At 55.6% G+C, this 25,546-nt stretch carries 28 protein-coding genes, 2 tRNA genes and 1 pseudogene; 25 read left to right on the top strand and 6 right to left on the bottom strand.

Annotation, left to right across the window (positions count from 1 at the left end):
• Positions 1–284: 284 nt before the first annotated feature.
• Together FE702_RS00005 and FE702_RS00010 are read right to left on the bottom strand one after the other, a co-directional pair.
• Positions 285–359: transfer RNA gene (locus tag FE702_RS00005), tRNA-Thr, on the bottom strand.
• 95 nt (positions 360–454) lie between these two features.
• On the bottom strand, positions 455–2,707 hold the full coding sequence (locus tag FE702_RS00010; protein ID WP_147124173.1) for a calcium-binding protein: 2,253 nt from the start codon (positions 2,705–2,707) through the stop codon (positions 455–457).
• A 165-nt stretch (positions 2,708–2,872) separates the two neighbouring features.
• On the opposite strand from FE702_RS00010, the gene FE702_RS00015 reads away from it, so the two are divergent.
• From FE702_RS00015 to FE702_RS00100, 18 genes and pseudogenes are all read left to right on the top strand, one after another.
• On the top strand, positions 2,873–3,037 hold the full coding sequence (locus FE702_RS00015) for a hypothetical protein (RefSeq protein ID WP_186826936.1): 165 nt from the start codon (positions 2,873–2,875) through the stop codon (positions 3,035–3,037).
• Entirely contained in the window at positions 3,037–4,299 is a 1,263-nt protein-coding gene (gene murA, locus FE702_RS00020) for a UDP-N-acetylglucosamine 1-carboxyvinyltransferase (RefSeq protein ID WP_147124175.1), read from the top strand. The genes FE702_RS00015 and murA overlap by 1 nt, the downstream gene beginning before the upstream one ends.
• Positions 4,299–4,772: a DUF2948 family protein gene (locus tag FE702_RS00025; RefSeq protein ID WP_147124176.1), complete on the top strand. Its 474-nt coding sequence runs from the start codon at positions 4,299–4,301 to the stop codon at positions 4,770–4,772. Before murA ends, FE702_RS00025 begins: the two co-directional genes overlap by 1 nt.
• A gap of 14 nt (positions 4,773–4,786) precedes the next feature.
• Complete coding sequence (locus FE702_RS00030; RefSeq protein WP_147124177.1) at positions 4,787–5,278, top strand: GNAT family N-acetyltransferase; 492 nt, start codon at positions 4,787–4,789, stop codon at positions 5,276–5,278.
• A gap of 49 nt (positions 5,279–5,327) precedes the next feature.
• Positions 5,328–6,626: a histidinol dehydrogenase gene (gene hisD / locus FE702_RS00035; protein WP_147124178.1), complete on the top strand. Its 1,299-nt coding sequence runs from the start codon at positions 5,328–5,330 to the stop codon at positions 6,624–6,626.
• Between the two features lie 23 nt (positions 6,627–6,649).
• Positions 6,650–7,429: a class D beta-lactamase gene (locus FE702_RS00040; protein WP_186826937.1), complete on the top strand. Its 780-nt coding sequence runs from the start codon at positions 6,650–6,652 to the stop codon at positions 7,427–7,429.
• Positions 7,430–7,569: 140 nt separating this feature from the next.
• Positions 7,570–8,049 carry a UPF0262 family protein gene (locus FE702_RS00045; protein WP_147124180.1) on the top strand — a complete coding sequence of 160 codons (480 nt, stop codon included), beginning with the start codon at positions 7,570–7,572 and terminating at the stop codon, positions 8,047–8,049.
• Positions 8,050–8,054: 5 nt separating this feature from the next.
• On the top strand, positions 8,055–8,510 hold the full coding sequence (locus FE702_RS00050; protein WP_147124181.1) for an arsenate-mycothiol transferase ArsC: 456 nt from the start codon (positions 8,055–8,057) through the stop codon (positions 8,508–8,510).
• Between the two features lie 268 nt (positions 8,511–8,778).
• The gene (locus tag FE702_RS00055; protein ID WP_147124182.1) at positions 8,779–9,570 is read left to right on the top strand and encodes an ABC transporter substrate-binding protein; all 792 of its coding nucleotides are present in this window, start codon (positions 8,779–8,781) and stop codon (positions 9,568–9,570) included.
• 229 nt (positions 9,571–9,799) lie between these two features.
• Positions 9,800–11,473, top strand: a complete 1,674-nt coding sequence (locus FE702_RS00060; protein WP_186826938.1) for an ATP-binding protein — start codon at positions 9,800–9,802, stop codon at positions 11,471–11,473.
• A 233-nt stretch (positions 11,474–11,706) separates the two neighbouring features.
• A pseudogene (locus tag FE702_RS00065) lies at positions 11,707–12,096 on the top strand (ketosteroid isomerase-related protein).
• Positions 12,093–12,677 (top strand): GNAT family N-acetyltransferase, encoded by a 585-nt coding sequence (locus FE702_RS00070; RefSeq protein ID WP_430303134.1) that lies wholly within the window; start codon positions 12,093–12,095, stop codon positions 12,675–12,677. The pseudogene FE702_RS00065 and the gene FE702_RS00070 overlap by 4 nt, the downstream one beginning before the upstream one ends.
• Positions 12,674–13,561 (top strand): carbon-nitrogen hydrolase family protein, encoded by an 888-nt coding sequence (locus FE702_RS00075; protein ID WP_147124184.1) that lies wholly within the window; start codon positions 12,674–12,676, stop codon positions 13,559–13,561. Before FE702_RS00070 ends, FE702_RS00075 begins: the two co-directional genes overlap by 4 nt.
• Before the next feature lie 90 nt (positions 13,562–13,651).
• Positions 13,652–13,870 carry a translation initiation factor IF-1 gene (infA, locus tag FE702_RS00080; RefSeq protein WP_147124185.1) on the top strand — a complete coding sequence of 73 codons (219 nt, stop codon included), beginning with the start codon at positions 13,652–13,654 and terminating at the stop codon, positions 13,868–13,870.
• Positions 13,871–13,966: 96 nt separating this feature from the next.
• Positions 13,967–14,542: a Maf family protein gene (locus FE702_RS00085; protein ID WP_147124186.1), complete on the top strand. Its 576-nt coding sequence runs from the start codon at positions 13,967–13,969 to the stop codon at positions 14,540–14,542.
• The gene (locus FE702_RS00090; RefSeq protein WP_147124187.1) at positions 14,539–15,555 is read left to right on the top strand and encodes a ribonuclease E/G; all 1,017 of its coding nucleotides are present in this window, start codon (positions 14,539–14,541) and stop codon (positions 15,553–15,555) included. Before FE702_RS00085 ends, FE702_RS00090 begins: the two co-directional genes overlap by 4 nt.
• Positions 15,552–15,734 (top strand): DNA gyrase inhibitor YacG, encoded by a 183-nt coding sequence (locus FE702_RS00095; RefSeq protein WP_147124188.1) that lies wholly within the window; start codon positions 15,552–15,554, stop codon positions 15,732–15,734. Before FE702_RS00090 ends, FE702_RS00095 begins: the two co-directional genes overlap by 4 nt.
• Positions 15,735–15,953: 219 nt before the next feature.
• Positions 15,954–16,028: transfer RNA gene (locus FE702_RS00100), tRNA-Phe, on the top strand.
• Positions 16,029–16,349: 321 nt separating this feature from the next.
• Here FE702_RS00100 and FE702_RS00105 read toward each other — a convergent pair.
• On the bottom strand, positions 16,350–17,198 hold the full coding sequence (locus tag FE702_RS00105; RefSeq protein ID WP_147124189.1) for an alpha/beta fold hydrolase: 849 nt from the start codon (positions 17,196–17,198) through the stop codon (positions 16,350–16,352).
• A gap of 106 nt (positions 17,199–17,304) precedes the next feature.
• On the opposite strand from FE702_RS00105, the gene FE702_RS00110 reads away from it, so the two are divergent.
• On the top strand, positions 17,305–18,180 hold the full coding sequence (locus FE702_RS00110) for a LysR family transcriptional regulator (protein WP_255449525.1): 876 nt from the start codon (positions 17,305–17,307) through the stop codon (positions 18,178–18,180).
• A gap of 145 nt (positions 18,181–18,325) precedes the next feature.
• Positions 18,326–18,607 carry a DUF3768 domain-containing protein gene (locus FE702_RS18725; RefSeq protein ID WP_255449526.1) on the top strand — a complete coding sequence of 94 codons (282 nt, stop codon included), beginning with the start codon at positions 18,326–18,328 and terminating at the stop codon, positions 18,605–18,607.
• Between the two features lie 89 nt (positions 18,608–18,696).
• Here FE702_RS18725 and FE702_RS00120 read toward each other — a convergent pair whose 3' ends face one another.
• Together FE702_RS00120 and FE702_RS00125 are read right to left on the bottom strand one after the other, a co-directional pair.
• Positions 18,697–19,566 carry a hypothetical protein gene (locus FE702_RS00120; protein WP_147124192.1) on the bottom strand — a complete coding sequence of 290 codons (870 nt, stop codon included), beginning with the start codon at positions 19,564–19,566 and terminating at the stop codon, positions 18,697–18,699.
• A 123-nt stretch (positions 19,567–19,689) separates the two neighbouring features.
• Positions 19,690–20,031, bottom strand: a complete 342-nt coding sequence (locus tag FE702_RS00125; protein ID WP_186826939.1) for a helix-turn-helix domain-containing protein — start codon at positions 20,029–20,031, stop codon at positions 19,690–19,692.
• A gap of 275 nt (positions 20,032–20,306) precedes the next feature.
• Between FE702_RS00125 and FE702_RS00130 the strand changes: the two genes are divergently transcribed.
• From FE702_RS00130 to FE702_RS00145, 4 genes are all read left to right on the top strand, one after another.
• Complete coding sequence (locus FE702_RS00130) at positions 20,307–20,759, top strand: hypothetical protein (protein WP_147124194.1); 453 nt, start codon at positions 20,307–20,309, stop codon at positions 20,757–20,759.
• Positions 20,760–20,802: 43 nt separating this feature from the next.
• On the top strand, positions 20,803–21,753 hold the full coding sequence (locus FE702_RS00135) for a heparin lyase I family protein (RefSeq protein WP_147124195.1): 951 nt from the start codon (positions 20,803–20,805) through the stop codon (positions 21,751–21,753).
• Positions 21,754–22,697: 944 nt separating this feature from the next.
• Positions 22,698–23,057, top strand: a complete 360-nt coding sequence (locus FE702_RS00140; protein ID WP_147124196.1) for a DUF6626 family protein — start codon at positions 22,698–22,700, stop codon at positions 23,055–23,057.
• A 70-nt stretch (positions 23,058–23,127) separates the two neighbouring features.
• On the top strand, positions 23,128–23,583 hold the full coding sequence (locus FE702_RS00145; protein WP_147124197.1) for a DUF6641 family protein: 456 nt from the start codon (positions 23,128–23,130) through the stop codon (positions 23,581–23,583).
• A 58-nt stretch (positions 23,584–23,641) separates the two neighbouring features.
• Here the strand turns inward: FE702_RS00145 and FE702_RS00150 are convergent, their stop codons facing one another.
• Positions 23,642–23,995 (bottom strand): hypothetical protein, encoded by a 354-nt coding sequence (locus tag FE702_RS00150; RefSeq protein ID WP_147124198.1) that lies wholly within the window; start codon positions 23,993–23,995, stop codon positions 23,642–23,644.
• Positions 23,996–24,116: 121 nt separating this feature from the next.
• On the opposite strand from FE702_RS00150, the gene FE702_RS00155 reads away from it, so the two are divergent.
• Positions 24,117–25,499 (top strand): tyrosine-type recombinase/integrase, encoded by a 1,383-nt coding sequence (locus FE702_RS00155; protein ID WP_147124199.1) that lies wholly within the window; start codon positions 24,117–24,119, stop codon positions 25,497–25,499.
• The last annotated feature ends 47 nt before the right edge of the window (positions 25,500–25,546 follow it).

A 25,546-nucleotide genomic window follows, 5' to 3' on the forward strand; every position in this document is an offset into this window, starting at 1 on the left:
GGGACAGCAAATTGCTAACTAGAGCCGGTTCGTCCATCAGTTTAAAAGTCTCAGCTATAAGAATCTCTTTCGGACGATGGTTAATATCCGACTTTAGCGTAGGACCCGGGCAGGGCCGGCTCATGCACAAGCCAGCGGAAACCGAGTCGAAGCACTAAGCGAAATGATATCAGACGGATAGCTTGCCTGAAGTTTAACGAGATTCTGGGATGCCCAATCCGACATTACATGGAACCTAGGTGCAGGCGGCCCGTCCAGATAAGTCTTTGATTTATATGGTATACTGGTGCTGCTGGGGAGGATTGAACTCCCGACCTCACCCTTACCAAGGGTGCGCTCTACCACTGAGCTACAGCAGCGCCGGTGTGAGGGGCGGATTAGAGAAAACAGGTGATGGGCGCAAGACTGAATCTGGGTTTCTTGCGACTGAGTGGCAAGCAGGTACTCGACGACGTCAGAAAAGGAAATCGTCCATCGACACCTGATCCAGCGTTAGGTCCCGCAACTCAATGACTTCGCCATCGCCGCTTAGGTCCGGATCCCCCACTGAATAGCCGTATGATGCCATGATCCAGACATCAGAGCCGGATTGGGTAACCTCCAGACGGAACGTCGGGACATCTGACTGCCATCTGTCCGCTGCGTTGATACCATAAGTCTCTGTTTTCCCATCCGCATGCATCCATGTCACCAGAATGGCCCCTTGCGCTGCTCCGAACTGACTGAAGTCGAGGACATCAATCCCCGTTTCGAAATCCGTGATGGCGATGCCAATGTTTGATGGATTGCTGTCTCTGAATTCATTGCTGAGGAACCGGAATGTATCCGCGCCTGCATCACCAGTCATGGTGGCAGAACGAGACGCAGCGACAAGCGTGTCCTCCCCGTCGCCGCCGAACAGCCTATCGGTGCCGCTGCTTACACCGCTGACCAAAGTGTCATCACCATCACCGCCAAAAAGGAAGCTGCCATTGTTTCCGGCACCGTCCCAGCCATAAAGCTCATCATCCCCGTCCAGACCATATAGGCTCGTCGAGCCCTCGGTGCCCATGAACCGGTCGTCGCCGTCTGAAAGACGGATAACCCATAGTTCAAAATTTTCGTATTGGGCGGTTTCAGTGCTGCCGTCTGTGCGGGTTAGCTGAAAGTGGTCACCTGATGCAGTGTCGATGTTGTTAACGCTGGTGAATTCATTGAACGTATTGAAAAAGATATACAATCCATCCGATCCCTCACCGCCATCCAGCCCATTTGATGATCCGTGAATCCGCACCGTGTCTGCTTCGTCGGTCAGGGTGCCGGTCAGGTACTCGACATTGTCGAACGTAACATTTGTAAAGTTGGGGTTCGCTGTGGGCGTCGAGTTGACCAGATCGATGTAGAACCCGTTCGACACCGTCACGGACCCGAAATCCAATTCAACAAGGTCCAGGCCGTCGCCACCGTCGATGGTGTCGAGCAAATCGACATCCAAAAAGACATCGTTGTCCCCACCGCCGTTCAGGATGTCCGCGCCAAAGCCGCCTGTGATTGTGTCTTCGCCATCGCCGCCGTTGATCGTGTCCGCGCCTGAGTCCCCTTGAAGGGTGTCATCACCATCTTCGCCATTCAGCGTGTCGTTGCCGGTCGTGCCGATAAACAGATCGTCGCCGCTGCTGCCGGTCAGATGCAGCTCGTTGAAGCCGCGCACGGTGTAGTTGAAGCCGCTCCCGTCCGAAAAGTCGGTGCGCGATCCTTGTAGCCCGCCATTGCCGCGGACGGTTGCTTGAGTGACGGTGTTGCCAAGATAGGTCCCTGAAAAGTCGAAATGGCCAACGTCGTGCCCAAGCCCTGTATCAAGGTCCATGTGTTGGTGGCGGGTGGTCAGGGTATTGTCGCCAGACCCAAAAACGCCGGTGATCCACTGAAACACATTGAAGGCAAAATCAGCGTCGTCGCCGGTCTCGATATTGGAGTTGCTCGACGTGCTCGCCAGATCAACAACCAAGGTGTCGATGCCCGTGCCGCCAATGGCGGTCTCACCGAAATTGTCGATGTAGATGATATCGTTGCCCGCACCGCCGTCCATGTAGTCGACGCCGGTGCCGCCGTTCAGGCTGTCATTCCCGTCATCGCCATACAGATTGTCCTGTCCCGCGCCCCCCAGAATGGTGTCGTCGTCATCTCCACCATGAATGATGTCGCGGCCGTCTTCGCCGTACAGGAAATCGTTGCCGTCGTCGCCGTTCAGGGTGTCGTCGTCATCCCCGCCGGCGATGGTGTCACCTCCCGTGCCGCCGTTCAGCGTGTCACCGCCAGCGCCGCCGGTCAGGTTGTCCGCGCCGCCGCCACCGTGGAAAATGTCCTGACCACTGCCGCCCACAAACTCATCGCCGTTCACCGTCCCGGTGATTTCAAACCGGTCCCAGCCGGTCAGCAACAGGAGCTTGCTGATCTGATTGCCAAAGCCGTCGTCGTAAACGACTGTGCCTTTGCCGCCTGTTCCAAGCTCACCGAACAACAGCTGCAACCCAATTTCACCCTTTGGACCAGTTCCGCTGTAGTCCAGGATCAATGCACACCCGGCCCCCGGGGCCGCCGCATCATCAAGCAAAAATCCCAAATCGACATCGCCGCTCAGTAGCGACGGACGAACGATTGTGGCAGCAATAGATGTTGTCTCGGGCATCAATTGGTTGGGCCAACCAACCATGGGTAAAAGGCTCATGAGCGGCGCTCCAAATCTTTACGTACAATCAAATGATGTTCTGAGGGCAGATGAGACCTGTCAATTCGGGCGATCCTGACCTCGCAGCGGGATATGCCCCGCCTGCCGCTCATAGCTGTCCAAGCCTGCTGGACGCTGCATTCGCAAGCGGGTAAGCCCTCTGGCATGGCAGGTCAAAGTTCATCAAAGGGCGCGGCAAGCAAGGCCAAAGAGACGCGGGAAGAGCGCCTGAAAAAGGCGCTCAAGGCAAATATGGCCCGTCGCAAGGCACAGGCCCGCGCGCGGGCAGAAAACGAGACCACGCAAACGAGCGGAAAAGAGGACGAGTAATGGATTCGATTGTCGTCAAGGGTGGGGGGGCGCTGTCCGGCGCAATTCCGATTTCAGGGGCCAAGAACGCGTGTCTGACGCTCATGCCCGCGACGCTTCTGAGCGAGGAACCTCTAACGCTCACGAATGCGCCAAGACTGAGCGACATCGGCACCATGACAGCTTTGCTTCAATCGCTTGGGGCCGAAGTGGCCTCGATGCAGGATGGGCAAGTGCTGGCAATGTCCTCGCACAAGCTGGATAATCTGACGGCCGAATATGACATCGTGCGCAAGATGCGCGCCTCGATCCTTGTCCTTGGGCCGATGCTGGCGCGGGAAGGTCACGCCGTTGTTTCGCTGCCGGGCGGTTGTGCGATTGGCGCGCGCCCTGTGGACCTGCACCTGAAGGCGCTTGAGGCGATGGGCGCCACGCTTGATCTGCGCGAGGGCTATGTCCACGCAGAAGCTAAGAATGGTCTGAAGGGTGGCACCTTTGAGTTTCCGTTTGTGTCTGTCGGCGCGACCGAGAATGCGTTGATGGCTGCGACTTTGGCCAAGGGCACGACCGTTTTGAAAAATGCCGCGCGCGAGCCGGAAATTGTCGATCTGGCCGATTGCTTGATCCGGATGGGCGCGCAGATTGACGGCGCGGGGACCGAGACAATTACCATTCAAGGTGTTGATCGTCTTGGCGGTGCAACGCATCCAGTCGTGGCAGACCGGATCGAACTTGGGACCTACATGCTCGCGCCTGCCGTTGCGGGTGGGTCGGTCGAATTGATTGGTGGTCGCCGAGATCTTTTGACCGCTTTCGTCGAAAAGCTGGAAGCAACCGGCGTGAGCGTCGAGGATACAGACGCAGGTTTGCGCGTTACCTCGCAAGGGCGCGCCAAGGCAGTTGATGTCACCACCGAACCATTCCCCGGCTTTCCTACCGATTTGCAGGCCCAGATGATGGCGTTGATGTGCACTGCCGAGGGTACAAGTGTTCTAGAGGAAACGATCTTTGAGAACCGCTTTATGCACGCGCCGGAGTTGGGGCGCATGGGCGCCAAGATCGACGTGCAAGGTGGTACGGCAACCGTGACTGGTGTCGAGCAACTGAAAGGGGCCCCTGTGATGGCCACAGACCTTCGCGCGTCGGTGTCTCTAATCCTTGCTGGCCTCGCTGCCGAAGGTGAAACGGTCGTCAGCCGCGTTTATCACCTTGATCGTGGCTATGAGCGCTTGGAAGACAAGCTTTCGGCCTGTGGCGCAAGCGTGGAACGGATAAGCAGCTAATGAGTGACGCGAGTTTCGAAGACGGTACGGAAAAGCCCCTGCGGCTTGTGGCGTTTGCGGACGAGGATTTGCAGGTCCTGTCGTCGCTGGCCCAGGACGCCGTGTTTCCCGCAACGGAAATGTCGTGGCGGCGAAATGATCGGCGGTTTGCAATTCTGCTCAACCGCTTCCGCTGGGAAGACGCGGATGCCGCTGAACGCCGGTCACGCTCGTTCGAACGGGTCCAGAGCCTTTTGACCATAGAACAGGTGCAAGGCGTGCGGTCACAAGGCGTGTCGCGCGATGCTGATACGGTGTTGTCACTTTTGTCGGTGACGTTCGAACCGGGGCCCGATGCCGCCGGGACAGTTATCCTGACGCTCGCGGGTGACGGAGCCATTGCAATTGACGTTGAAGCGCTTGAGGTCACGTTGCGCGACGTCACGAAACCCTATGTCGCGCCGTCCAAGTCACGGCCGGACCACGAGGTTTGACATACAGCTATCGGATGCTTGTCGCGGACGACCAGCCCGCGTACCGCGCGTTGCGGTTGCTGGGCTTGCGGCTTTATCCCGAAAATTTCCTGTCCTCCCTTGAGGAGGAACAGGACAAGCCCTCTGACGAGGATCGCGAAACGCTGTCACAAGGGCTGTCGCGGGGTCTGTTTGATCAAAACCGCACCTTGATTGGGATGTCTTCTTTTGTCCCTGAAACGGCTCAACGCGCGGCACACAGGGCCTATATAGGCGGGTTTAACGTGCATCCGGACGCCCAAGGAAAAGGCGCTGCGCAGGCGCTGATGCGCAATCTTGTGGCCGAGGCGCGCGATCGTGGTGTTTGGCAGCTAGAGCTTTACGTCAACGAGGCCAATGCCCGCGCGCGCAGGTTCTACGAGAAGCATGGATTTCGGGTCGCCGGGACACTGCCGAATTCGATCATTGCCGACGCCGGTCCAGAGACCGATTTGTTCATGGTCTGCGATCTGCGGGATAGTAGCTGAGGCGCGCGTGGCCCTTTCCCTCGTCGGGTCTAAACGCTAAGTGCGCCACATGCAGTTTTTGAACACACAAGATGCCGACTTCGAGACCGCCTTTACGGCTGTTCTTGGGGCCAAGCGGGAAGATAGTCCTGATGTAGACGCGGTGGTGGCTGACATCATCGCCGACGTGCGTGAGCGTGGGGATCAGGCCGTCATCGACCTGACGACCCGCTTTGACCGGCTTGATTTGACGCCCGAAACCTTGGCGTTCTCACCTGATGAGATCGCAGAGCACGTGGCCAAGGTCTCTGACGCAGAGCGGCAGGCGCTTGAACTCGCAGCTGAGCGCATCCGCGCCTATCATGAACGCCAACTTCCAGCCGACGCCATGTGGACCGATGATATCGGTGCGCGTCTGGGCTGGCGTTGGACAGCTGTCAGCGCGGCAGGGCTTTATGTGCCGGGTGGGCTGGCAAGCTATCCGTCTTCGGTTTTGATGAATGCGATTCCGGCCAAGGTGGCGGGGGTCCAGCGGTTGGCGATCACCGTGCCGACGCCTGATGGTGTCGTGAACCCTTTGGTTCTATTGGCGGCACAGCTTGCAGGTGTGGACGAGGTCTATCGTATCGGGGGCGCGCAGGCTGTTGCGGCGCTGGCCTATGGGACAGACAGCATCGCTCCGGTCGACAAGATCACGGGTCCCGGCAACGCCTTTGTTGCCGCGGCAAAGCGCCGAGTGTTCGGTAAGGTCGGCATCGACATGATTGCCGGTCCGTCGGAAATCCTTGTGATTGCGGATGCCGATAACGACCCGGCATGGATTGCCACTGATTTGCTCAGCCAAGCAGAACACGACGAAAGCGCGCAATCCATCCTCATCACAACGGATGCCGCGTTTGGTCAGGCGGTTGCCCAAGAGGTGGATCGCCAGCTCAAGACCCTTGAGCGCGCGGCAATTGCGGGCCCCTCGTGGCAGGACTACGGGGCGGTGATCACGGTGCGTGACCTCGCCGAGGCTGTGGTGCTGAGCGATCGGATCGCGCCTGAACACCTCGAACTTTGCGTGGCCGAACCAGAGGCCCTGGCAGATCAGATCACTCATGCGGGCGCGATCTTTATCGGCGCTTGGACGCCGGAGGCTATTGGCGACTATATCGGCGGACCGAACCACGTGCTGCCAACGGCGCGTTCCGCGCGGTTCTCGTCCGGCTTGTCTGTTCTGGATTTCATGAAGCGCACGACGCTGGCCCAGATGACACCTGAGGCGCTGAAGGCCATCGGTCCGGCTGCAGAAACGCTGGCGACGTCGGAGAGCCTTGAAGCGCACGGTCTGAGTGTGCGTGCGCGATTGGATCGTTTGAACGAATGACCATGGTGGTTCGGCGATGGGCCATGGCAATGATCCTGTCGGTCGTGGCAGTTGCCGAAGCGCACGCAGACAACGCCATCGTTGAAATGCCAGCCTTGCAGGTCCCATTTGATGATCTGGGCCAACAGGGCGTCATTGTTGTACGCATTCCGGCCACTGGTCAGTACGTCACCAATGATGCAGAGCGCGCGGTCACGCGGTTCTTTCCGGCGTCGACCTTCAAGGTTGCGAATACGCTGATTGCCTTGGAAACCGGCGCGGTCGGGTCAGTGGATGAGGTCATCCCCTTTGGCGGGCGGCTGCAACCCGTGAAGGCGTGGGAACAAGACATGTCGCTGCGCGACGCGCTGCCGATCTCGAATGTGGCCATCTTTCAGACCGTCGCCAGACGCGTCGGCGCAGATGCCTATCAGGTTTGGCTTGATGGTCTTGGCTATGGCTCTGCTGAGGTCGGCCAGGATGTCACGCGGTTCTGGTTGCGAGGCCCCCTCGCGATCAGCGCTGTCGAGCAGGTGACCTTCCTGGATGCTCTGGCGCAAGGCAGCCTTGAGGCATCTGCACAATCACAGGCGTCCACCCGCGAGATCATGCGCGTCGAAGCGCGGGGCGACCGGGCTCTCTACGCCAAGTCCGGTTGGACGACGGCACCGAACCCAGATATCGGGTGGTATGTGGGGTGGGTAGAAGCCCCTGATTTCAAAGCGCCATTCGCGCTTAACATCGATACGCGAAGCCGTGCCGACCTGCCGTTGCGGGAACAGCTTAGCAAAGAGGTGCTTGCGGCTCTTGAACTATACAAATGACGCAAGCTGCGCGGGTCGCTGTGGTAGAAATACGGCGGTTTTTGCCAATCCAGAGTGGGCAGACTGGCACAAAAGCCGCATTTCGCGTTGGGTAACGAGGAACTAAGGAGGGAAGCACCTCCCTTATGCCGAAAAAAACCATGAGCTATATTTCCAAAATCGAACTCGACGACGCGAACCTTCCGCCACCGACGCCGGAAATCGAACAAGAGCGGAAAGTCGCGATTTTCGATCTGCTTGAGGAAAACAGCTTTTCCTTGCCGGAACGCGATGACCGGCCTGTGCCGAGCGGACCGTATCGGCTGGATCTGTCGATCCGGGATAAACGGCTTGTCTTTGACGTGATGACCGAGGCCGAAGAGCAGGTCGGTGAATTTCATCTGAGCCTTGGACCATTCCGCCAAGTCGTCAAAGACTATTTTCAGATTTGCGCGAGCTACTTCGAAGCGGTCAAGACACTGCCGCCAAGCCAGATCGAGACGATCGATATGGCGCGTCGCGGTATCCACAACGAAGGTGCCAACGTTCTGATTGAACGCCTCGAAGGCAAGGCCGATGTCGATCATGATACCGCACGCCGCCTGTTCACACTGATCTGTGTTCTGCATTTCGGGGGCTGAAGCACTTGGCTGAGCCGCTTCCGCAATCTGTTCTGTTCTGCTGCGACCACAACGCAGTCAGGTCCCCGATGGCCGAAGGGATCATGAAGAAGCTGTACGGTATGGAAACCTACGTACAGTCCGCCGGCGTTCGGAATGACCTGGAGATTGACGGCTTTTCCATCGCCGTCTGCCAGGAGATCGACGTAGAGCTACAGAGGCACCGGTCGCGCAGCTTTGACGAGATGGAAGAATGGGGGGATGACCTGTCGTCGTTTGATGTGGTCATCGCATTGTCACCTGCCTCTCAGAGGCGCGCACTCGAATTGACCCGGTACTATTCGCTGACGGTTGAATACTGGCCAATTCTTGATCCGACCGGCTTGGGTGAAAGCCGTGCGGACCGGCTTGTCTCTTACCGGCAGGCGCGAGACCAGATCATCGGGCGTCTCCAAGACAAATGGGGTCCTGGCGCACTTTAGATCGGATGGGTGTGAACCGGGACGACCCGGCTTTGAAGTAACTCTGTTCGGTTCGTGGCCAGGTCGGGCTGCGGACAGGCGTCGACGCGATATTCATGCCCGGTTGCCGTCGCTCTCTCAGAAGTTGGTTTTCAATGCTCGCCGGAAGCCGAACGAGCGGTTGGGACTGCAGGTTTAGGTTGTAAATCGTTCAAGTATCGCAAGAATTTCTTCGAAATTGGATTCGGCTCGCATAGCGTGACCGAGAACTTTTTCAGAGGAGGCAGTCTTGCTAGCAAGCTCAGTTTACCAATATTTCCACCACTCAACTCTTCGGGCCGCACGCACGAGTATTCTTCTTGTTGCGGCAGCAATTGGCGGCGCTACTGGGGTGCAAGCGGCCGACACGCTGGACACCGTTGAGCAGCGCGGTTCCTTGGTGATCGGCTCGGACATACCCTATGGCGTCATGCAATTCTTTGATGATCAAGGAAATCCGGCGGGGATTGATATCGACATCGCGCGGCGCATCGCAACGGACATGGGCGTCGAGCTTTCGGTCGAAACCATGCCGTTCGACGAGCTGTTCCAAGCTTTGAAAGATGGCAAGGTCGATGCCTTGTTGTCTGCGGTGACGATCACACCTGAACGGCAAGAAACCATGGCGTTCAGTGTGCCTTATCTGGATGCCGGGATGTCGATTGCTGTTGCGTCTGAGAACACAACGATTTCCAGCACGGCTGACCTGTCGGATAAAAGAGTTGGTGTTTTGTCAGGGACAATCGGCGAAGAGCTGATGCAGAAATCAGACTTCATCAATTCCGATCTCTTGGTTGCTTACAAAAACAACGACGAACGGTTGGCGGACCTACTAGCAGGTGAAATCGACGCCGCTGTTGTGCATTTCCTGTCGGGCGCCGTTCCGGGCATTCGGACGTTGGAGCCGCCTTTGACACAATCCTTCTATGGGGTTGTCACAAGGCTCGAGGATGAGGCGTTCTTGGACGCCATCAACACGACACTGCGCGACATGCAAAAAGACGGGGAGATCCGCGAGATAGTCCAGCAATACGTGGAATAGAAAGGTGCGAACGGGGACGCTCTAGAGCGAGTCAACCCGTTCAAAACACATGCCAATTGACCGAAAAATCCTCGCACTGATCACAGCGGCATCTTTATTGGTGTTTTCTTTGATCGCTGTTGTCGATTGGTCGAGGATCAACAAGCAGTTCGAAGAAACGCTCATACGAGAAGCTTTTTCGACCGCGCGGGCGCTTGGCATCACGTTGACATCAGAGCCGTCTCTTCTTTTGGAAGAGGCGGGCTTTGCTGCGGTTCAGCAGGCGATGCTGTCAGAGTACCGGCTCTTGTCGGTACGAGTAAGCGTCCCGGAAACTGACGGACTGGTCACGAAACTCTCGCATGACGTTGCCAACCTCGGCACTGCCGCTAGTGATCTTGCGGAAAGAGCGTACCAACAGCAACGCGAGCTGCATCAAGTGCTCGTTGGGGCTGGCGGTGACAAGGTGTTGGCCGTTGCCAAGCCACTTTACATCGCCAGACGCCCGGTTGCCGCCATCGAGCTTGGGTTTTCTATGTCGACACTGCGGCAGAACGCGGTCGAACGCTTCCTATTGGACATGGCTGCTATTTCCGCGTTGCTCTGCGGCTTGGCGCTGTTTTTGTACCTAACTGTTCGTCATCTTGTTGTTCGTCCTCTGAATTCTTTGAAAGCGGGAGTGGATCGGTTTGCCGCGCATCGGCAACTGACCATCAAATCCAACAAGAGCAATGACGAAATTGGCGCCTTGTTCGACAGCTTTGAGAAGATGTCGCGGAGCATCCTAGATGCAGAGGAAAAGCAGAACCAAAGGAACCGATTAGAGGCGGTCGGGCAGTTGGCGGGTGGTATCGCACACGATTTTAACAATCTTCTTCAGATTATTCTCGGGAATGCCGACCTTCTAGAAGGCCTGTTAGAGGACGATAACCAAAAAGGCATGCTCAAGGACATAGCGGACGTGACCGAGCGGGGTCGTCAGTTGACCGCGCGCCTTCTAGCGTACTCGCAAAAACAGCCTCTGTTTCCCGTTCTTTTGGACCTCAGCGCTGAGGGTGAGCAGATAACCAAAATGCTGCGGCGGACCTTGGGCGGTCGGATCGAACTGGAGTGGGACTCCAATGGCTCGTATTGGGCTTACGTTGACCGAAGCCAGCTTGAAAATGCCTTGATCAATCTTGCCATCAATGCGCGCGACGCCATGCCAGATGGAGGAAAGTTAACGGTCAGGCTTCGGTCCGTCGAACTGAGTTCAGACGACCTGATCGAGAGCTTTGAGGCTAAGGTTGGTCGATATGTAGCGATCGAACTTACCGACACTGGCACCGGTATTCCCCAGAATGCTCTGAGCCGAATCTACGAGCCATTCTTTACGACCAAGGGTGTCGGTAAAGGCAGTGGTTTGGGCCTGTCCATGGTGTTCGGTTTCATCCGCCAATCCAATGGCCAAATGAGTATTGAAAGCCAGCTTGAGGAAGGGACGAAAGTTTCGCTCTTTCTCCCGATGGCGCAAGCACCGGATCGTCAAGACCAGAACGTCTCCGACGCGGAAGTTCCAAAGCAGACTCCAAGACGGATACTCCTAGTGGACGCAGGGCATGCATTGCGAACGGTGCTAAAAATACGCCTTGAGGCGCAAGGGCACACAGTTCTGATTGCATCAGACGGGATGATCGGGCTCGAACTCTTGGAAAACGATCCAGATATCGACCTCATCGTGTCAGATGTCATGCTCCCCGGCGCACTCGATGGGCCAGAGGTTTGCAAGCGAGCAATTGCTCACAGAGCTGATCTGCGTTGCCTGTTGATTTCTGAGCATATTCTAGAGGGCTTTGAAGGGATGAAGCCTTCGGTGCAAATCTTGATGAAGCCCTTTAAACTCTCAGATTTCGACTCCGTTCTCGATCAGATGATGGAAACCTGAGGACTGTGTGCGACGCTTGGTTGGGGGCCAGTGCACAGATGCGCATGGAATCCATTCGATCCCCCTGAAGCTCAATCAGGATAAGTGGCTTCCAAGCTTATGCCAAAACCGACAAGCGCCCAGTTTCCGCTATTTTCTGGCCTCCGTCCCGAACCCGAAAAACCAGAGCTTGGCTGGTGAGCCACAATCGCTCTACACATGCGCCAACTCATGAACCCAACCTGGACCCTCGCATGTCAGCAACCACGATCCAAACCTATTTCGATGCCTTCAATTCTGGTGACGTCGACGCGATGCTGGACTGCCTGACCGATGACGTGGCTCATCATGTGAACGAAGGACAAATACGAACTGGCAAAGCAGCTTTCGCCGAGTTTTGCGCGCATATGAACCGCTGCTAACGCGAACATCTGACCGATATGGTTATCTTGGTGAACCAAGATCGCGCAGCGGCAGAATTTGTTGTCAACGGCACCTATCTCGCCACCGACCCCGGCTGTCCAGAGGCTCATGGCCAGACCTACAAACTTCCCGCAGGGTCTTTCTTTACGCTGGCGGATGGCAAGATCGCGCGCGTCACCACCTACTACAATTTCGCCGACTGGAAGCGGCAGGTGTCGTGACGATCACTGTTGAACCGTTGACTGGCGACGCGCTTACGCAGGCGCTTCCGGATTTGGCGCAGCTGAGGATGACAGTCTTTCGCGCGTTTCCCTATCTGTACGATGGGGACATGGAGTACGAGGAACGCTACCTCGCCAGTTATCGTGATAATCCCCGCGCCGTGTTGGTGGCGGCACGGGACGGCGATAGGATCGTGGGGGCATCCACGGGCATGCCGTTGGTCGATCACGCGGATGCGGCTTCCTTAGCGCACCCAGACCTGCCGCCAGCAGAAACGATCTATTACTGCGCAGAGAGTGTGCTTCTTGCGGATTACCGCGGTCGGGGTATCGGACACCTGTTTTTTGACATCCGAGAGGCCGAAGCCCGCCGCATGGGGTTTGAATATGCACTGTTCTGTGGCGTGGTCCGGCCCGACGATCACCCTGAACGTCCAGTCGACCATCGACCGCTTGAAGGCGTTTGGGCCAAGCGTGGCTATCAGAAGCTGCCAGGTGTGACTGCGACGTTCCATTGGACCGACATCGGCTCTGACATGGAAACGCCGCACAGCCTTCAGGCATGGATGCGGCGGCTGTGAGAATTGCGACAGCAGCCTATGCAATGGACCCGCTGCCCTCATGGCAGGCCTATGTCGACAAGTTGCACGCTTGGGTGGCGGAGGCTGCAGCACAGGGTGCAGACCTTCTGGTGTTTCCTGAATACGGCGCGATGGAGCTTGCGGCGATTTCCGGCCAAGCCGGTGATCTTGAAGCATCGCTAAGGGCCGTCAGCGATCTGGTGCCTCAGGTCGACGCTCTGCACGCGGAATTGGCAGCCCGGTTTAGTGTGCATATCCTTGCAGCAAGTGCACCGGTCTTTGACGCTGCGTGCCACCCGACGCGTCCCGTGAACCGCGCCCGCCTTGTCGCCCCGAATGGCGTCGTGATCGGCCAGGACAAGCAAATCATGACGCGGTTCGAGCGGGAAACATGGGATGTTGTCGCTGGTGGACCATTGCGCGCAATAGAAACCGAGTTCGGAACCGTTGGTGTTCTGATCTGCTATGACGCTGAATTCCCGCTCTTGGGACGCGCCCTGATCGAGGCGGGATGCGATATGATCCTCGTGCCGTCCTGCACCGACACCTGGCAGGGCTACCACCGGGTCCGCACCGGGGCCGCTGCACGCGCCTTGGAAGGGCAGTGCATCACCGTTCAATCCTCCACGACCGGCGACTGCGACTGGTGCCCGGCGGTCGATGAAAACCGGGGCAGGGCGGGCGTATTCGCACCGCAGGACGGCGGAATGCCGGACGACGGCGTTTTGGCTTTTGGTCCGCCTGACACTTCCGGTTGGTCCTATGCTGATATTGATCTGGCCCAGATACGCGATATTCGACAGCAGGGTGCCGTTCGCGGCGTTGCGCATTGGCCAGAGCAGATCGACCGAATTGCGCGCGTGGAACACATCACGACGCGCTGATTGGGCAAGTTGTCCCTTGATTGTTTGGCAAATTGCCATCATCTACCCCCATCCGGCAAAATGGGCCGGTGATAAGATTTAGGAGAGACCATGGCCAAGGAAGAACCGCTCGAATTTCCTGGTGTCGTCAAGGAACTCCTGCCGAATGCGACATTCCGGGTCGAGCTGGAAAACGGCCATGAGATCGTCGCAACAATGGCAGGCAAAATGCGCAAGAACCGCATTCGTGTTCTGACTGGCGACAAAGTATCGGTGGAAATGACCCCGTATGATTTGTCCAAGGGACGGATCAACTACCGCTTCAAATAAGGTGCGTGACATCACGCACCCTACCACAAGACCAAACGCCGACGCGATTGTAGGGTGCGTGCTCGCACGCACCGTCGTCTTGGGGCTCATCGCTCAATGAAACTCATCCTCGGTTCCGGCTCACCGCGCCGCCGCGAATTGATCGGCGTCCTGGGCTTAACCCCCGACGCCATCCGCGCTCCTGACATCGACGAGTTCCCGCTCAAAGGCGAACTGCCGCGCGCCTATTGCAATCGCATTACCCTCGGTAAGGCAGAGGCGTTGGAGGCTGCACCTGACGAGGTGATCCTTTGCGCGGACACCACAGTTGCCCTGGGCCGACGCATTCTGGGTAAACCCGATGGGGCCGAAGGCGCACGCCAATTTCTCGAAATGCTGTCGGGCCGACGCCATCAGGTGATCACAGCTGTGGCCGTCAAAACATCCGAACGGGTTTTGGTCAAAGATGTCGTGTCACAGGTCCGTATGAAACGCCTCAGCAATGCAGAAATCGACGCCTACCTCGCGACAGGCGATTGGGAGGGGAAGGCAGGCGGATATGCCATTCAGGGGCCCGCAGGCGCATTCATTCCGTGGATCAGCGGTAGCCATGCTGCCATCATGGGCCTGCCTTTGACCGAAACAGCCCACCTTTTGCGTGCGGCGGGGCTGCCAGTGATGGGGATCATATGAAAGGGCGTGTGATTGCACTTGATCATCTGAACGGGCGCGAGGTGGCCGCGCTGATTGTGGATGGGCGGCTGGAAGATCTCTTTGTCGACAAAGATGACATGCCTGTACCCGGGACAGTCTATCTCGCCCGCGTGGACCGTCCGCTGAAAGGGCAGGGTGGCGTGATGATGGCCTTGGGTCCTCAGACCGGGTTCTTACGCCGGGCCAAAGGTCTCGCGCCGGGGCAAACGGTGTTGGTGCAGGTGTCTGGCTATGCCGAAGCAGGCAAGGCGGTGCCTGTGACAGACCGCGTTCTCTTCAAGAGCCGCTATGCGATTGTCACGCCGGACGCGCCCGGGTTGAACATTTCGCGCGCGATCAAGGATGATGATCGGCGCGATGTGCTTCAAGGGATTGCGCGCGGCGGGATGGATGGGGCTGACGCGGGCCTTATCCTGCGCTCAGCCTGCGAAACCGCCGACGATGAAGATATACTCGAAGACATCGAGGCCATGCGTAGCCTGTGCGACCAAACGCTGGCCCACCAAGAGCTTGGTCTGGTGCACCCCGGGGACGGGCCACACCTGCGCGCGTGGCGCGAATGGTCCGCACCGGCATCTGTGAACACGCAGGCCGGCAGTCTGGAGGACACCGGGGCATTGGATGCCATCGACGCCTTATCGCGCGTGGATGTGCCGCTAGGGCAAGGCAGCATGGCCATTGAACCGACGCGCGCCTTGATCGCCGTCGACGTTAACACCGGCGCCGACACATCGCCCGCCGCTGCACTCAAGGTGAATCTCGCGGCGTTGAATGATTTGCCAAGACAACTGCGCCTGCGCGGGTTGGGCGGTCAGATTACGCTGGACCTCGCCCCCGTCATGAAGCGCGACCGCCGCCAGATTGAAACCGCGGCCAAAGCCGCCTTCCGCCGCGACAGCGTCGACACCGAAATCGTCGGCTGGACGCCGCTTGGTCACCTGGAGCTCAAACGCAAGCGTGAACGCCGTCCCTTGTCTGAGGTGCTGGGATGAGTTGCCCGATATGCGAAAAACCAACCGCTCCAAAGTATCGACCGTTCTGCTCGAAACGCTGTGCGGACATTGATCTGGGGCGATGGCTGAACGATGATTACGTCCTGCCGGGAACAGCCGAAGATGAACCTGACGACATGCTTCCCGACGACGGAGCAGGCCCGAGTAAGCTTCAGTAAAGCGTTCTGCGATTTTTGTGACACTCCCTATGCTGAGAGCGGGCAGGGGAGCACCTAACCGTCCACGGTTGCACCTCCCGCATGCCGCTGTCTCTGGACCGCCTGCACTGATTGCAGCGCAAACCTCGGAAAAGTGTGAACAAACATGCAAAAGCCACTGGACACCCCCCGCACCCTTGCCTAAACCGACGCCACCCGACGGGCCGCGCCCGTCCCCGTGCCCGGGTAGCTCAGGGGTAGAGCAGTGGATTGAAAATCCTCGTGTCGGTGGTTCGATTCCGCCCCCGGGCACCATTTAAATATAGAAAAAACAGTAACTTGTCGGATTTCTGCACGGCAGCGCAAGTCGCTGAAAACGCCGAAAAGCCCTATCACAGTGTTAGCACAGTTGGAAAAACATGAGTTAGCACAGTGCGTTGTGAGCGCCGCGCCGTGCACCTAGCACAGTTCTAGCACAGCAGCCTAGCAACGCTCCTTGCCGTGCTTATGGTGCTTAATCTCTGCTTTTGTGGAATTAGCGCGTTGATTTCATTGGGTGAAAATCAGTGTTTTCCCACAAAGCAATACCATGCTGTTGCCCACCGAATTTTTTGTGAGCAACAGGGCAATCTGGAGTCAGGCCTGCCTTTGCAAGAAGTCCACCAGCAAGACTGAAATCTTCTCAGGCTGATCTTCTAGTGAGAAGTGGCCGCAATCCTCCAAAACATGGAGTTCCGAACCTGGGATTGCCTTGTGCAACCGGTGCGCCCAATCAACAACCTGCCACGCGTCATCAGCACCCCAAATCAGTTGAACTGGGTTTTTGCCGAGTTCAGCATAACGAGGTGCAACTTCGTCTGTGTGCTTGGGATCGTAGTGCATGACTTGATGCTGGAAAAAGCTTCCTTGGCCCACCGGACCACAGATGAAATCCAAGTAGGTCTCCATGGAGGTTTCCGCCAAACGCTCTTTGTTATGTACCGTTGAGTAAAACCATTCGCGGAAGTGCTCGCGGTGATCAGCATCAGGTGCTTTGATCAGTTTTTCTAAACCGGCCTTCATCTGTTGATTGGTGCGCTTAGAGGGCCAGCTGTCGTAGCTGACAACATCAATCATCGTCAGTGATCTGACCCGCTCAGGGGATTGGATGCAAAACCTCTGAGCAACGCCCCCGCCAATATCATGGGCAATGACGTGCAGATCATTAATGCCCCAAAGATCGAGCAACGCTTCAAGCACGGGAACTTGGCCAGTCACAGATGTATCGATGTTTGGATCATGCGGGCGTTCGGATAGGCCAAAACCCAACAGATCATAGACGTGCACTTTGTATCCGGCTTGGGTCAAAGACGGCAAAATATTCCGCCAAATATACGAGGATGAGGGTGTGCCATGCAGCAGCAAGACGGGCTCGCCCTCTCCGTGCACCCCATGTGCGATGCGATTGCCATCAATGATGGCATGTTGATTGACGAGATGTGTCATTGACTTGCTCCATGCTTGAACTTTGCATGTAGAATTGCTTTCTGGTCACACATAGATCAAATGAATGATTTCGATGCGGTGATCGAAATAGAGAATGGGAGACGCGATGGGTGAACGGCTTGACTTGGAAGGTTTGCGCGCACTGTTGGCCATTTCCAAACATGGTGGTGTCACACGCGCAGCGGAGTATTTGGCGTTATCTCAGCCAGCCGTCAGCCACAAAATCAAACGTTTAGAGCAGGTGCTGGGTGAAGAGCTTTTAGCACGACGCGCTGGCAATCAGCTGTTCACGTCAGCCGGACAGCAGTTGCTGGTTTACGCGGAACGTATGATGGAGCTGCACGACGAAGCCTTAGCGGTCCTCAGCAAGAAATCCCTCAAAGGGACCATCAAACTGGGGATGACCGAAGATACGACCGGCGGCGATCTCGCTCGTATTTTGGCACGTTTTTCCCGCGTTCACCCGGAAACCAAGGTCCACACACGGATTGCCCAGAGTCTGACATTGGCGGATTGGCTGGCGGATGGAGCAATCGATATCGCTGTCATGCAGGTCCTGTCTTCGGAGGTAGAACCGGGCGACTTGATCCTCTACGAAGACCAACTCCACTGGATCAAATCCTACGACTTGCCCTTGGATCCCGATGCCAAAATCCCGTTCTTGGTCTTCGACAACAACTGCTTCTACAAGCACTGGGCGCAACAGCAGGGGGCGCAAGCTGGCCACCGTTTTGAAACTGTCTTTGAGTGCGCCAGTGTGGCTGGGATACTGGCCTCAGTGCGTTCTGGTTTGGGCGTGGCACTGATGAATGGACTGCACTTGGCACCAGATTTGGAAGTGATTTCGGATGTGTTTATTAAGCCGCCTGCAATCACCTATGTTGCGCGCTTCCGATCCAAAGAGCGCAATGATGCGGTCCGTGCTCTCCTAGACGAGATTTCGAAGGAAGTTGGAAAGGCTGTTCCGCTTCGCGTTGCGTAAGCTGGGTTACGCATCGTTCTTCGGTCGCTCTTTCCATAACTTCGCCATAACTGGATTGGACCTAACCCAAGAGGTCCACTTGGCGTCACAGACAATCCAACGGATAGCCCAACTCAATGATGCATTTCGGAAAGGCGATCCCAGCGTGCCAGGGCAACGGTTTGTAACCGCTGGGGTGCTCCATCTGGTAAGCCAACTGGATATTCCCATGGATGCGCTGATCCACAGGGTTGCCCAGTTCGATGATTTCACCGATCACAATGACCCATATAGCGAGCATGACTTTGGTCAGTTTGAGTTCCTCGAGCATCAACTGTTTTGGAAGCTGGATTGCTATGACCAAGACTATGCTTTGGGTTCTGACGATCCCACCGACCTCAGCAAGACTCGTCGGGTTCTTACGATCATGCTTGCTGAGGAATGGTAGGCTGCACCCTGTAAGAATTCAGAGAAACTTTCGCGAGGAAAGTTCTTGTTGGTTTTTTCCGGGAAAGAAACGGATGGAAGTACGTGTGGTCACTCTTCATCGAACGAAACTTGGCGTTCTTGTTCAATCAGCGGGCCAGCGCCCCGTATATGTGGGTTTCTCCAGCTTATTCCGCCAGCACGGTTGCGCATAAAATGGCCCTGCACCCAATGGGCACGTCGCTTGGATGTTTCTTCCTCGCTATGTGCTGGTGGGTTTTGGCTTGCTTCGATCTGTCGGGCGCCAAGTTCTCCAAGCCGTACCTTGATGACAGACTTGTTGGGTAGGGACCGACCGGCCCTTTGAGCTCTACGTCTTTCTGCTCTTGGATAAGCTGAGACTTCCTCTTTTTCCAGCATAGCCTTGTGTTCAAACAAGACCGACATCCCTATAGCCATCGCTAGGAAACTAAAGCAGAGATCCTTTTCCTGCTTGATGGCGGCCTCTTCGGTGATTTCATCGCCGTTGGCTCGGGCCAGCTCAAAAGTGGGGGAGTGCAATATATCAACCGATGCGCCCTGTGACTTGAAAATCAGGAGGTTGGGAAACAGCCCATTGCGATTTGCCAAGTAGATTTGAGTGTAAAGTGTATCATCATCTTGGGTGATCAGTGCTGCGGGCCATTCCCCAAGCTCAGGCTTTGGTATCGTGAGCAACATAGCAGGGAATGGTAAGCGCACGTGGCTGAACATGCTTTCCAACCCGTCTTTTTGCATTTGGGCAGACAGATTGTGCAGCATCGCATGTGCGCGTTCGTCAATCTCGTAGAATTGGGCGAACTCAAAGATTTCTCTTTGTCTTTGGCCATGGAATTCTAATGCCTCAAGTAGATTGGGCTCCAACGACGTGCGTTTGATACCCTTCAAAAAGAAAAGGATATCCGGGTATTTTTGGTAGAAATCGAGTAGGTCGGACAGCATGTTTAGGTCCTCAAATCACATGATTTAATTTTAGGCCTGAGGGCCAGACTTCTTCAAGAACCACAAACAGAACAATCCAAGAGGGCCAGCAGAAAACTTGATTAAATCAAGTTCTGTGAGCCGCTAACTCTGGTCCTCCTGCAGCACCTGACCCAATTTGAGCAGCAAATTCAGCTGTCGGTCATCCATCTGGGCAATCATGGTATTCAACTGGATGAGCAGTCGCTGTCTGGCATCTGATACATCCTCATGATCCAGCTCGAAGAACTCCCGCATGGGCAGACCCAGTACATTGGCGATGTCGTAGAGTGTGGAAAAGTTGGGCGCAGTTTTGCCCCGCTCGATGTTGGAAATCGTTTCGAACGCTTTGTCGATGGCTTCGGCCAGCTGAGCCTGTGTAAGGCCCTTTTGTTGCCGTGCTGCTTTCACACGCAACCCGATGTTTTGCTTCAACTGCTTGCCCATAACGCGACTTATAAAGCCGTGTAAAGTTCTTGCCCATGTAATGAGGTTTCGCTTATTACCGCTGAGGTCGGCTCTAAAAGCCGATTGCATGTGTTAAGCACGGCTCCAAACATCAGAAAGGCATATTCATGAGAACTTACAAAGCACGCGTGAAGATCGGCGGTGGCTCTGAAGAAGTAACCGTCCAAGCAGATAGCGAGCTGCAAGCCACCAGGATGTTGGAAGCGCAATACGGGAAAGGATGCATTGTCAGCAGCCCATTAGAAATCCGCTGAATGGCCATCGTCATTGGCCTCGTCGTTGCGCTGATCCTGCTGCTGGCTTTCAATCTGCTGGGAGCGGGTATGCGCAATCCACGTTGGTTGTTTGTTGGGGCGGTTTTGATTTTTGCGTTGTACAAGTTTGGCGCTGATCAATTGGCTGAGGACAGTCAAAATGTGTTGGTGGTCGCCCAATATTCGGATCAATGCCCAGATCGCCACGTGCGGGTGACAATCCACAACGGCGGTGAAACCGCCATCACCAACATGCGGTTCTCAGTCACCGGGTATCAGCCCAATCATTCCGAGCCTGTGGCCAAACGTTATGAAACCACTGATCGTATCATTGGGGCGGACCAAGTGTGGAGCGATTGTTGGCGGGTTCTTCAACTCGACAACGTGGATGCCTCTTTGCACCCCTCGCTACGTTGGGAAGCTGAAATCAGGGGCATCACGTTGGCGGAGTGAAGAGCCAACCAACTAGAAAAATCAAAATCTCGTTTGGAGCATCATGAAGAAGCTTTTGTTCACTGCCGCCGTCGTTGCCTTGGGTTTTGTTCAAACAGCCCTAGCGCAACCCACTGATCCCAACTGGCCACGAAGCCAATGGCATGACGACATGCGTTATGAACGCAGCCAAGGCTTCACGCGCGATGGCTGGAATGGAAGCGGCACCAAGCTGCCTCATCAGTTCAACATAGTTGGAGCGCCCCATCCTGTTCGCTACGGAACGCATTCAGAACGCTTTGAAATCCGCGCAACTGATGACAACGCCATGCGGGATTTGGGTGTCACCGGCGGCAATCGCAGCGAACTCACACAAAGACCGAGCCGTAACAACCTGAGAATTGGCGAAGATGCGTGGTTTGGTTGGAGTTTCTACCATGAAAACCTGCCCAGTGGCTTAGCGCATGATCACGGGTGGAACCCCAAGCTGGGTCAATGGAAAACCGATTTGGATGCGCCGCCGATCATAGAGTTTTCACCTGTTTATGATGGCCGCACCGAAGGCACGCATATTGGGATTAACCTCAATGACTTGGAAGTCAGCCGTGGTCGCGAGTGGTCCCGCGCAAACCGATTTGGTTACGTCTGTACGCTGTTCAGCATTCGCCAATCAAGGAACCGATGGACCGATATCGTCGTGAACACCAACTTTGCGGACAACGAAAACGGATATCTCCGGGTTTGGATCAATGGCCGCCTGCAATGTGATTACCGAGGTCAGATCGTCGTCACGCCTGTGGATCGCTTCCGCAGCTTCGGCGTGCGCAACCAAGGCCCGCTGTTCAAACGTGGGTATTGGTCTGGCCATCTTGGACCGGACAGGTGGCGCACCAACTACCCAAGCAGACCAATCCCTACGTTCGTGGTGTACTATGATGAATGGCGACAGGGCCGATCCCGTGAAGAGGTAGACATTCGCATGATCCAAGCAGCTGGTGGAGCGCCAGTGGATTGATCGATCACGTGGATGCAATGCGTCTAGAGCGGTATCCTAATTCGTTGATCCGAAACAGGTTTAACAGCAGATTTCTTGATTAAATCAAGTTTTTGGATGGCGTGCTTTATATAGAGCTCCGACCTATCAATGGGTTTCTGTATTTCATAGAAACTCAACAAGTCGAACCAGCGTTTATTGCTTTGGCACATGCTTACGCATATGCCTTGCCAATCTTCTGGAAACTCACCTAGCTCACTTGCGTTCGTAGGCGTTTTCCATCGATTTGGCTTCTTCGATTTTCTTTGATCCAAGGATGTCGATTTTGTCTTTTTTGCTGGCGGCTTTTGTGAAGCTGAAAGCGAAACATCTACACTCAGACAGATTAGAGCTTTTTATCCCCCCCGCTGAACCAACTAGGGAAAGTTGGCTGTGGCAGGGGGGAAGGTCTTTAAGATCTACGCTTCAGACGAGTTGATCACTTTTCACATAAGGAGTGCACCTGCATATGCAGATTTGAACGGCGGTGTCCGAGCTCCGTTCTCACTCCCACCCTCACAATACACGGTTAGGATTGATATCCAGCTGTCTGCCGAAGCTATGTTCCGACCTCGGCAAACCCTGCGCCAGCGCAATTTCCAACGCCAACAGCAGTCTAATTTCTACCCATTTTGACGCCACACGTCTCCATGGAGATGACCATTTTTGCATCCATCGATGCCTGGCAGTCCAACAGCTGGGCAGTCCCATTCGGTTTTCAGGGCCCAGACTGAATTTACGTTCCAGTCGGCTAAGGGTGCCTCATAGTGACGGTCTTTGTCCCGCCCCAGTTTTTCATCAGTTCCCTCTATGGCCTGCCGTCTCCGGCAGCTGCTTGTATTTATACAAGAACCTAGGCTGAAAATCATTATTTCAGAGGGCATTGCGTGACTTGAATAAATATTCGAGCAGCAAAGGAAACCAACATGAAAGTCTCAGAAATCAATCCCAGCAGCATTCTGCAAGATGCCTTCCACGTGTACCGCCGAAACAACCTAACCAAGTCTCAGCAGTCATTCTCCCGATGTGTGCTTGGCATGCGGCCCTCCTATTACTCCTGCATGATCACACGCCATCGCCAACCAAGTCGGCGTGTTCTGGAAAGCCTTCTGTCCGTCACCAAAACACTCATGAGCACGTTCTTGGGCAATCCGCACTTCCGTCAGCCATATGCGCATAACCTCAACCAAGCGTTTGACGAGTTGGAACAATTGGTGGAACGCGTGCGATTGGAGCTGACTTTTGCCGAGGCGATGGATCAGTTGGAGGCAGAAACGGGCCTGTAGTTTTCGGTCGTAGTCAAAACCACATGAGTTTAACTGGTCCCGGCATGTTCCACATAAGAAGGCCCATGCCATGCAACATCTGTCCAAACTTTCCCTCACAGTCACCTCTCAGAAACAGCCGGTTTCGCCGGTGGCCAAGAAACGACTGAACCTCCTGCGCAAGCTGGAACTGCAAATCCAAGCTGCTGAAGCTGAACTGCGGGATGAAGAGTTCCTGGAGGAAATCCGCAAGTGGGTGCGAGGGGAAGACGGCGAACGTGAGCAGGTGACGGAGAAACGCCCAATCCGCAAATGGTGGTGGCAACATCATACGGGCGCTTGGATGCTCACGCTGAAGGATGGAGCGAAGCCTTTGCCGCTGTTGGAAGACAAAAACAGCATCGAGATCGGTGAGATCACCAACTTGGTTGAGGTTCTGCAGACAGTGCGTTCAGCGGTTCTTGCTGGTGAACTCGACGATGCGCTGGAACAGATGGTCAAACCCAAGGGCAAGCCGAAGACGCCCGCTACTAAGCCAAAAGCCTGACCACACATTAACACGCATGAAAGCCGCTGGTTCGCGCCAGCGGCTTTCCTATTGGGTCTTAGGCGGCGTCCGCGTACTGGATCACCGCGCCGTTCTCAGCATCTTCCAAGATTCGGATTTCCCAGGTGCGGCCTGGATATTCCTTGGTCAAAGCCTGCAACAGGTTCTCCCCGATCTGTTCCAAACTGGTGTTGCCCACGTGATGCGTGTCACCGGCCCACAAATCCCTGCAGAATTTCCGAAGTGTCAGAAACTCGATGTCGAGGTTGGCATGATGTACGCTCACGCGCACGGAAAACGTTACTTTACGCCGATGCTGAGAGTGCAGTGGCAGCACCTCCTCCGTGTCGCTGTGTACGAGGTCGCGTTCAAAGCTGGTTTCGATCCAACGGGTGACTTTTGATTGATCCATGAGATCCTCCTTGGTTGATAACGCACTATGCGTGAACCAAGTTGGATAGCCTTCGAAGGCTTTGTTTTTGCCACTGAAAATCTGGCAGCGATCCGGCGCAAAGGGATGCGTCAAAGAACCAATGTTTGAGCTCGTCCCGTTGGTGGGTTGGCTTTATGCCGACGGCAACAGCAATCACAGGCAGATCGCAATGGACCCAGTTTCAGAAGGTTACACGCTCTATCAACGCCCACCCAGTGGCCGCTACTACGTGCAATACTCAATCAAAGGCCAAGGGCAGCAGCGGCTGTCTTTGGGCACCTCTGACCCCGTTGAGGCAGAGCGTCGTGCTCAAGCCAAATGGGTCAAAGCCTGCGCGCTGGCAGAAGTTGGTCTGTCAGTGAGCAAAAAGCAGTTCGAGAAAATCGCAGAGGAATTCATCGCGGGCATCGAACTGGCCGTCCAGCGTGGGGAGAAAGCGGAATACCACGCCAAGCAGTATCCAACGATCATCCGCCGGTATTTCGTTGAAAAGTTCCGACACAAGCTGATGAGCGCCATCAAGGCAGATGACATCGATGAATATTGGAACTGGCGGAAGGAGTTTTGGATCACAGGTCCAGGTTCAAAGAACCCTAACATCCAATACAAACGCGTCATCAAAGGGAAAGAGACCCGCATCTGCCGCCCAGTGAAAGAAGGATATCCCTCAAAATCTACGCTGCACAAAGAAGGCCTGCTGCTACGTCAGTTGTTCGAATTTGGTCAACGCCGTGGCTACACAACGGAAATTCCAGAGATCAACGCGCCCAAAGACAAGCGCCGCAAAGATAATGCGCGACCTGGGTTCACATGGGAAGAATTCATGCATCTGAAATCCGTCTCTGAGGCCCGTGTGCGCGAGTACGAATTCTCCGACGATGACCCCAGCGGCAAAAATCAAAAGACATATCAGGACCGCCTTCGCCTCCACTGTTTCTGCATGATTGCTGCGTTCACGGGTATGCGTCCCACCGAGCTGTTCAATCTCAGCTGGGGCGACATCGAGACCCGCAAAATCCAAATGGAAAACGGTGAGTTCAGCGATGTCACAGTGATCCAAGCGCGTGGCAAGGGCAAAGAACGTGAACTGGCGGCGATGCCTGAGACCCTCACGTTTTTCAATCTGCTGAAATCACTGTTCTATGTGGCCACTGGTGAGATGCCTCAGGATGACGACCCAGTGTTCTTCACCCACGAAGGCAAACGCATCCGTAGTTTCAAAGGCGGTCTTGCCAAACTGCTCGTTGCAGCTGATCTGCGCGTGGCCCGAAATGGCAAAATCCGTGACAGCTTCAGCTTCCGACACTTTTACATCACACAACAAATCCGCGAAGGCGTTGGCCATCACCTGCTTGGTCGCAACGTTGGCACGTCATCCAAGATGATCGACGCCTACTACAGCAAAATCAGGCCAACTGATGAGATCGCACAGCTCATACCTGATTGGTCAAAGAAGCGGTTGCTACAGTACAGGCGGAAGTGAACGTTCCCGCATAGACGGCAGGAAGCGGAAATTCGTTGCGGGCGCCA

The sequence above is a fragment of the Shimia ponticola genome, from assembly GCF_007995215.1.
In the GTDB taxonomy this organism is placed as follows: domain Bacteria; phylum Pseudomonadota; class Alphaproteobacteria; order Rhodobacterales; family Rhodobacteraceae; genus Shimia_B; species Shimia_B ponticola.

Excerpts from the sequence above, each read along its gene's own strand:
- FE702_RS00010 (WP_147124173.1), bottom strand. The coding sequence starts at position 2,707 with ATGAGCCTTTTACCCATGGTTGGTTGGCCCAACCAATTGATGCCCGAG.
- FE702_RS00015 (WP_186826936.1), top strand. The coding sequence starts at position 2,873 with ATGGCAGGTCAAAGTTCATCAAAGGGCGCGGCAAGCAAGGCCAAAGAG.
- murA (WP_147124175.1), top strand. The coding sequence starts at position 3,037 with ATGGATTCGATTGTCGTCAAGGGTGGGGGGGCGCTGTCCGGCGCAATT.
- FE702_RS00025 (WP_147124176.1), top strand. The coding sequence starts at position 4,299 with ATGAGTGACGCGAGTTTCGAAGACGGTACGGAAAAGCCCCTGCGGCTT.
- FE702_RS00030 (WP_147124177.1), top strand. The coding sequence starts at position 4,787 with ATGCTTGTCGCGGACGACCAGCCCGCGTACCGCGCGTTGCGGTTGCTG.
- hisD (WP_147124178.1), top strand. The coding sequence starts at position 5,328 with ATGCAGTTTTTGAACACACAAGATGCCGACTTCGAGACCGCCTTTACG.
- FE702_RS00040 (WP_186826937.1), top strand. The coding sequence starts at position 6,650 with ATGGCAATGATCCTGTCGGTCGTGGCAGTTGCCGAAGCGCACGCAGAC.
- FE702_RS00045 (WP_147124180.1), top strand. The coding sequence starts at position 7,570 with ATGAGCTATATTTCCAAAATCGAACTCGACGACGCGAACCTTCCGCCA.
- infA (WP_147124185.1), top strand. The coding sequence starts at position 13,652 with ATGGCCAAGGAAGAACCGCTCGAATTTCCTGGTGTCGTCAAGGAACTC.
- FE702_RS00085 (WP_147124186.1), top strand. The coding sequence starts at position 13,967 with ATGAAACTCATCCTCGGTTCCGGCTCACCGCGCCGCCGCGAATTGATC.
- FE702_RS00090 (WP_147124187.1), top strand. The coding sequence starts at position 14,539 with ATGAAAGGGCGTGTGATTGCACTTGATCATCTGAACGGGCGCGAGGTG.
- FE702_RS00095 (WP_147124188.1), top strand. The coding sequence starts at position 15,552 with ATGAGTTGCCCGATATGCGAAAAACCAACCGCTCCAAAGTATCGACCG.
- FE702_RS00105 (WP_147124189.1), bottom strand. The coding sequence starts at position 17,198 with ATGACACATCTCGTCAATCAACATGCCATCATTGATGGCAATCGCATC.
- FE702_RS00110 (WP_255449525.1), top strand. The coding sequence starts at position 17,305 with ATGGGTGAACGGCTTGACTTGGAAGGTTTGCGCGCACTGTTGGCCATT.
- FE702_RS00120 (WP_147124192.1), bottom strand. The coding sequence starts at position 19,566 with ATGCTGTCCGACCTACTCGATTTCTACCAAAAATACCCGGATATCCTT.
- FE702_RS00125 (WP_186826939.1), bottom strand. The coding sequence starts at position 20,031 with ATGGGCAAGCAGTTGAAGCAAAACATCGGGTTGCGTGTGAAAGCAGCA.
- FE702_RS00130 (WP_147124194.1), top strand. The coding sequence starts at position 20,307 with ATGGCCATCGTCATTGGCCTCGTCGTTGCGCTGATCCTGCTGCTGGCT.
- FE702_RS00135 (WP_147124195.1), top strand. The coding sequence starts at position 20,803 with ATGAAGAAGCTTTTGTTCACTGCCGCCGTCGTTGCCTTGGGTTTTGTT.
- FE702_RS00140 (WP_147124196.1), top strand. The coding sequence starts at position 22,698 with ATGAAAGTCTCAGAAATCAATCCCAGCAGCATTCTGCAAGATGCCTTC.
- FE702_RS00145 (WP_147124197.1), top strand. The coding sequence starts at position 23,128 with ATGCAACATCTGTCCAAACTTTCCCTCACAGTCACCTCTCAGAAACAG.
- FE702_RS00150 (WP_147124198.1), bottom strand. The coding sequence starts at position 23,995 with ATGGATCAATCAAAAGTCACCCGTTGGATCGAAACCAGCTTTGAACGC.
- FE702_RS00155 (WP_147124199.1), top strand. The coding sequence starts at position 24,117 with ATGTTTGAGCTCGTCCCGTTGGTGGGTTGGCTTTATGCCGACGGCAAC.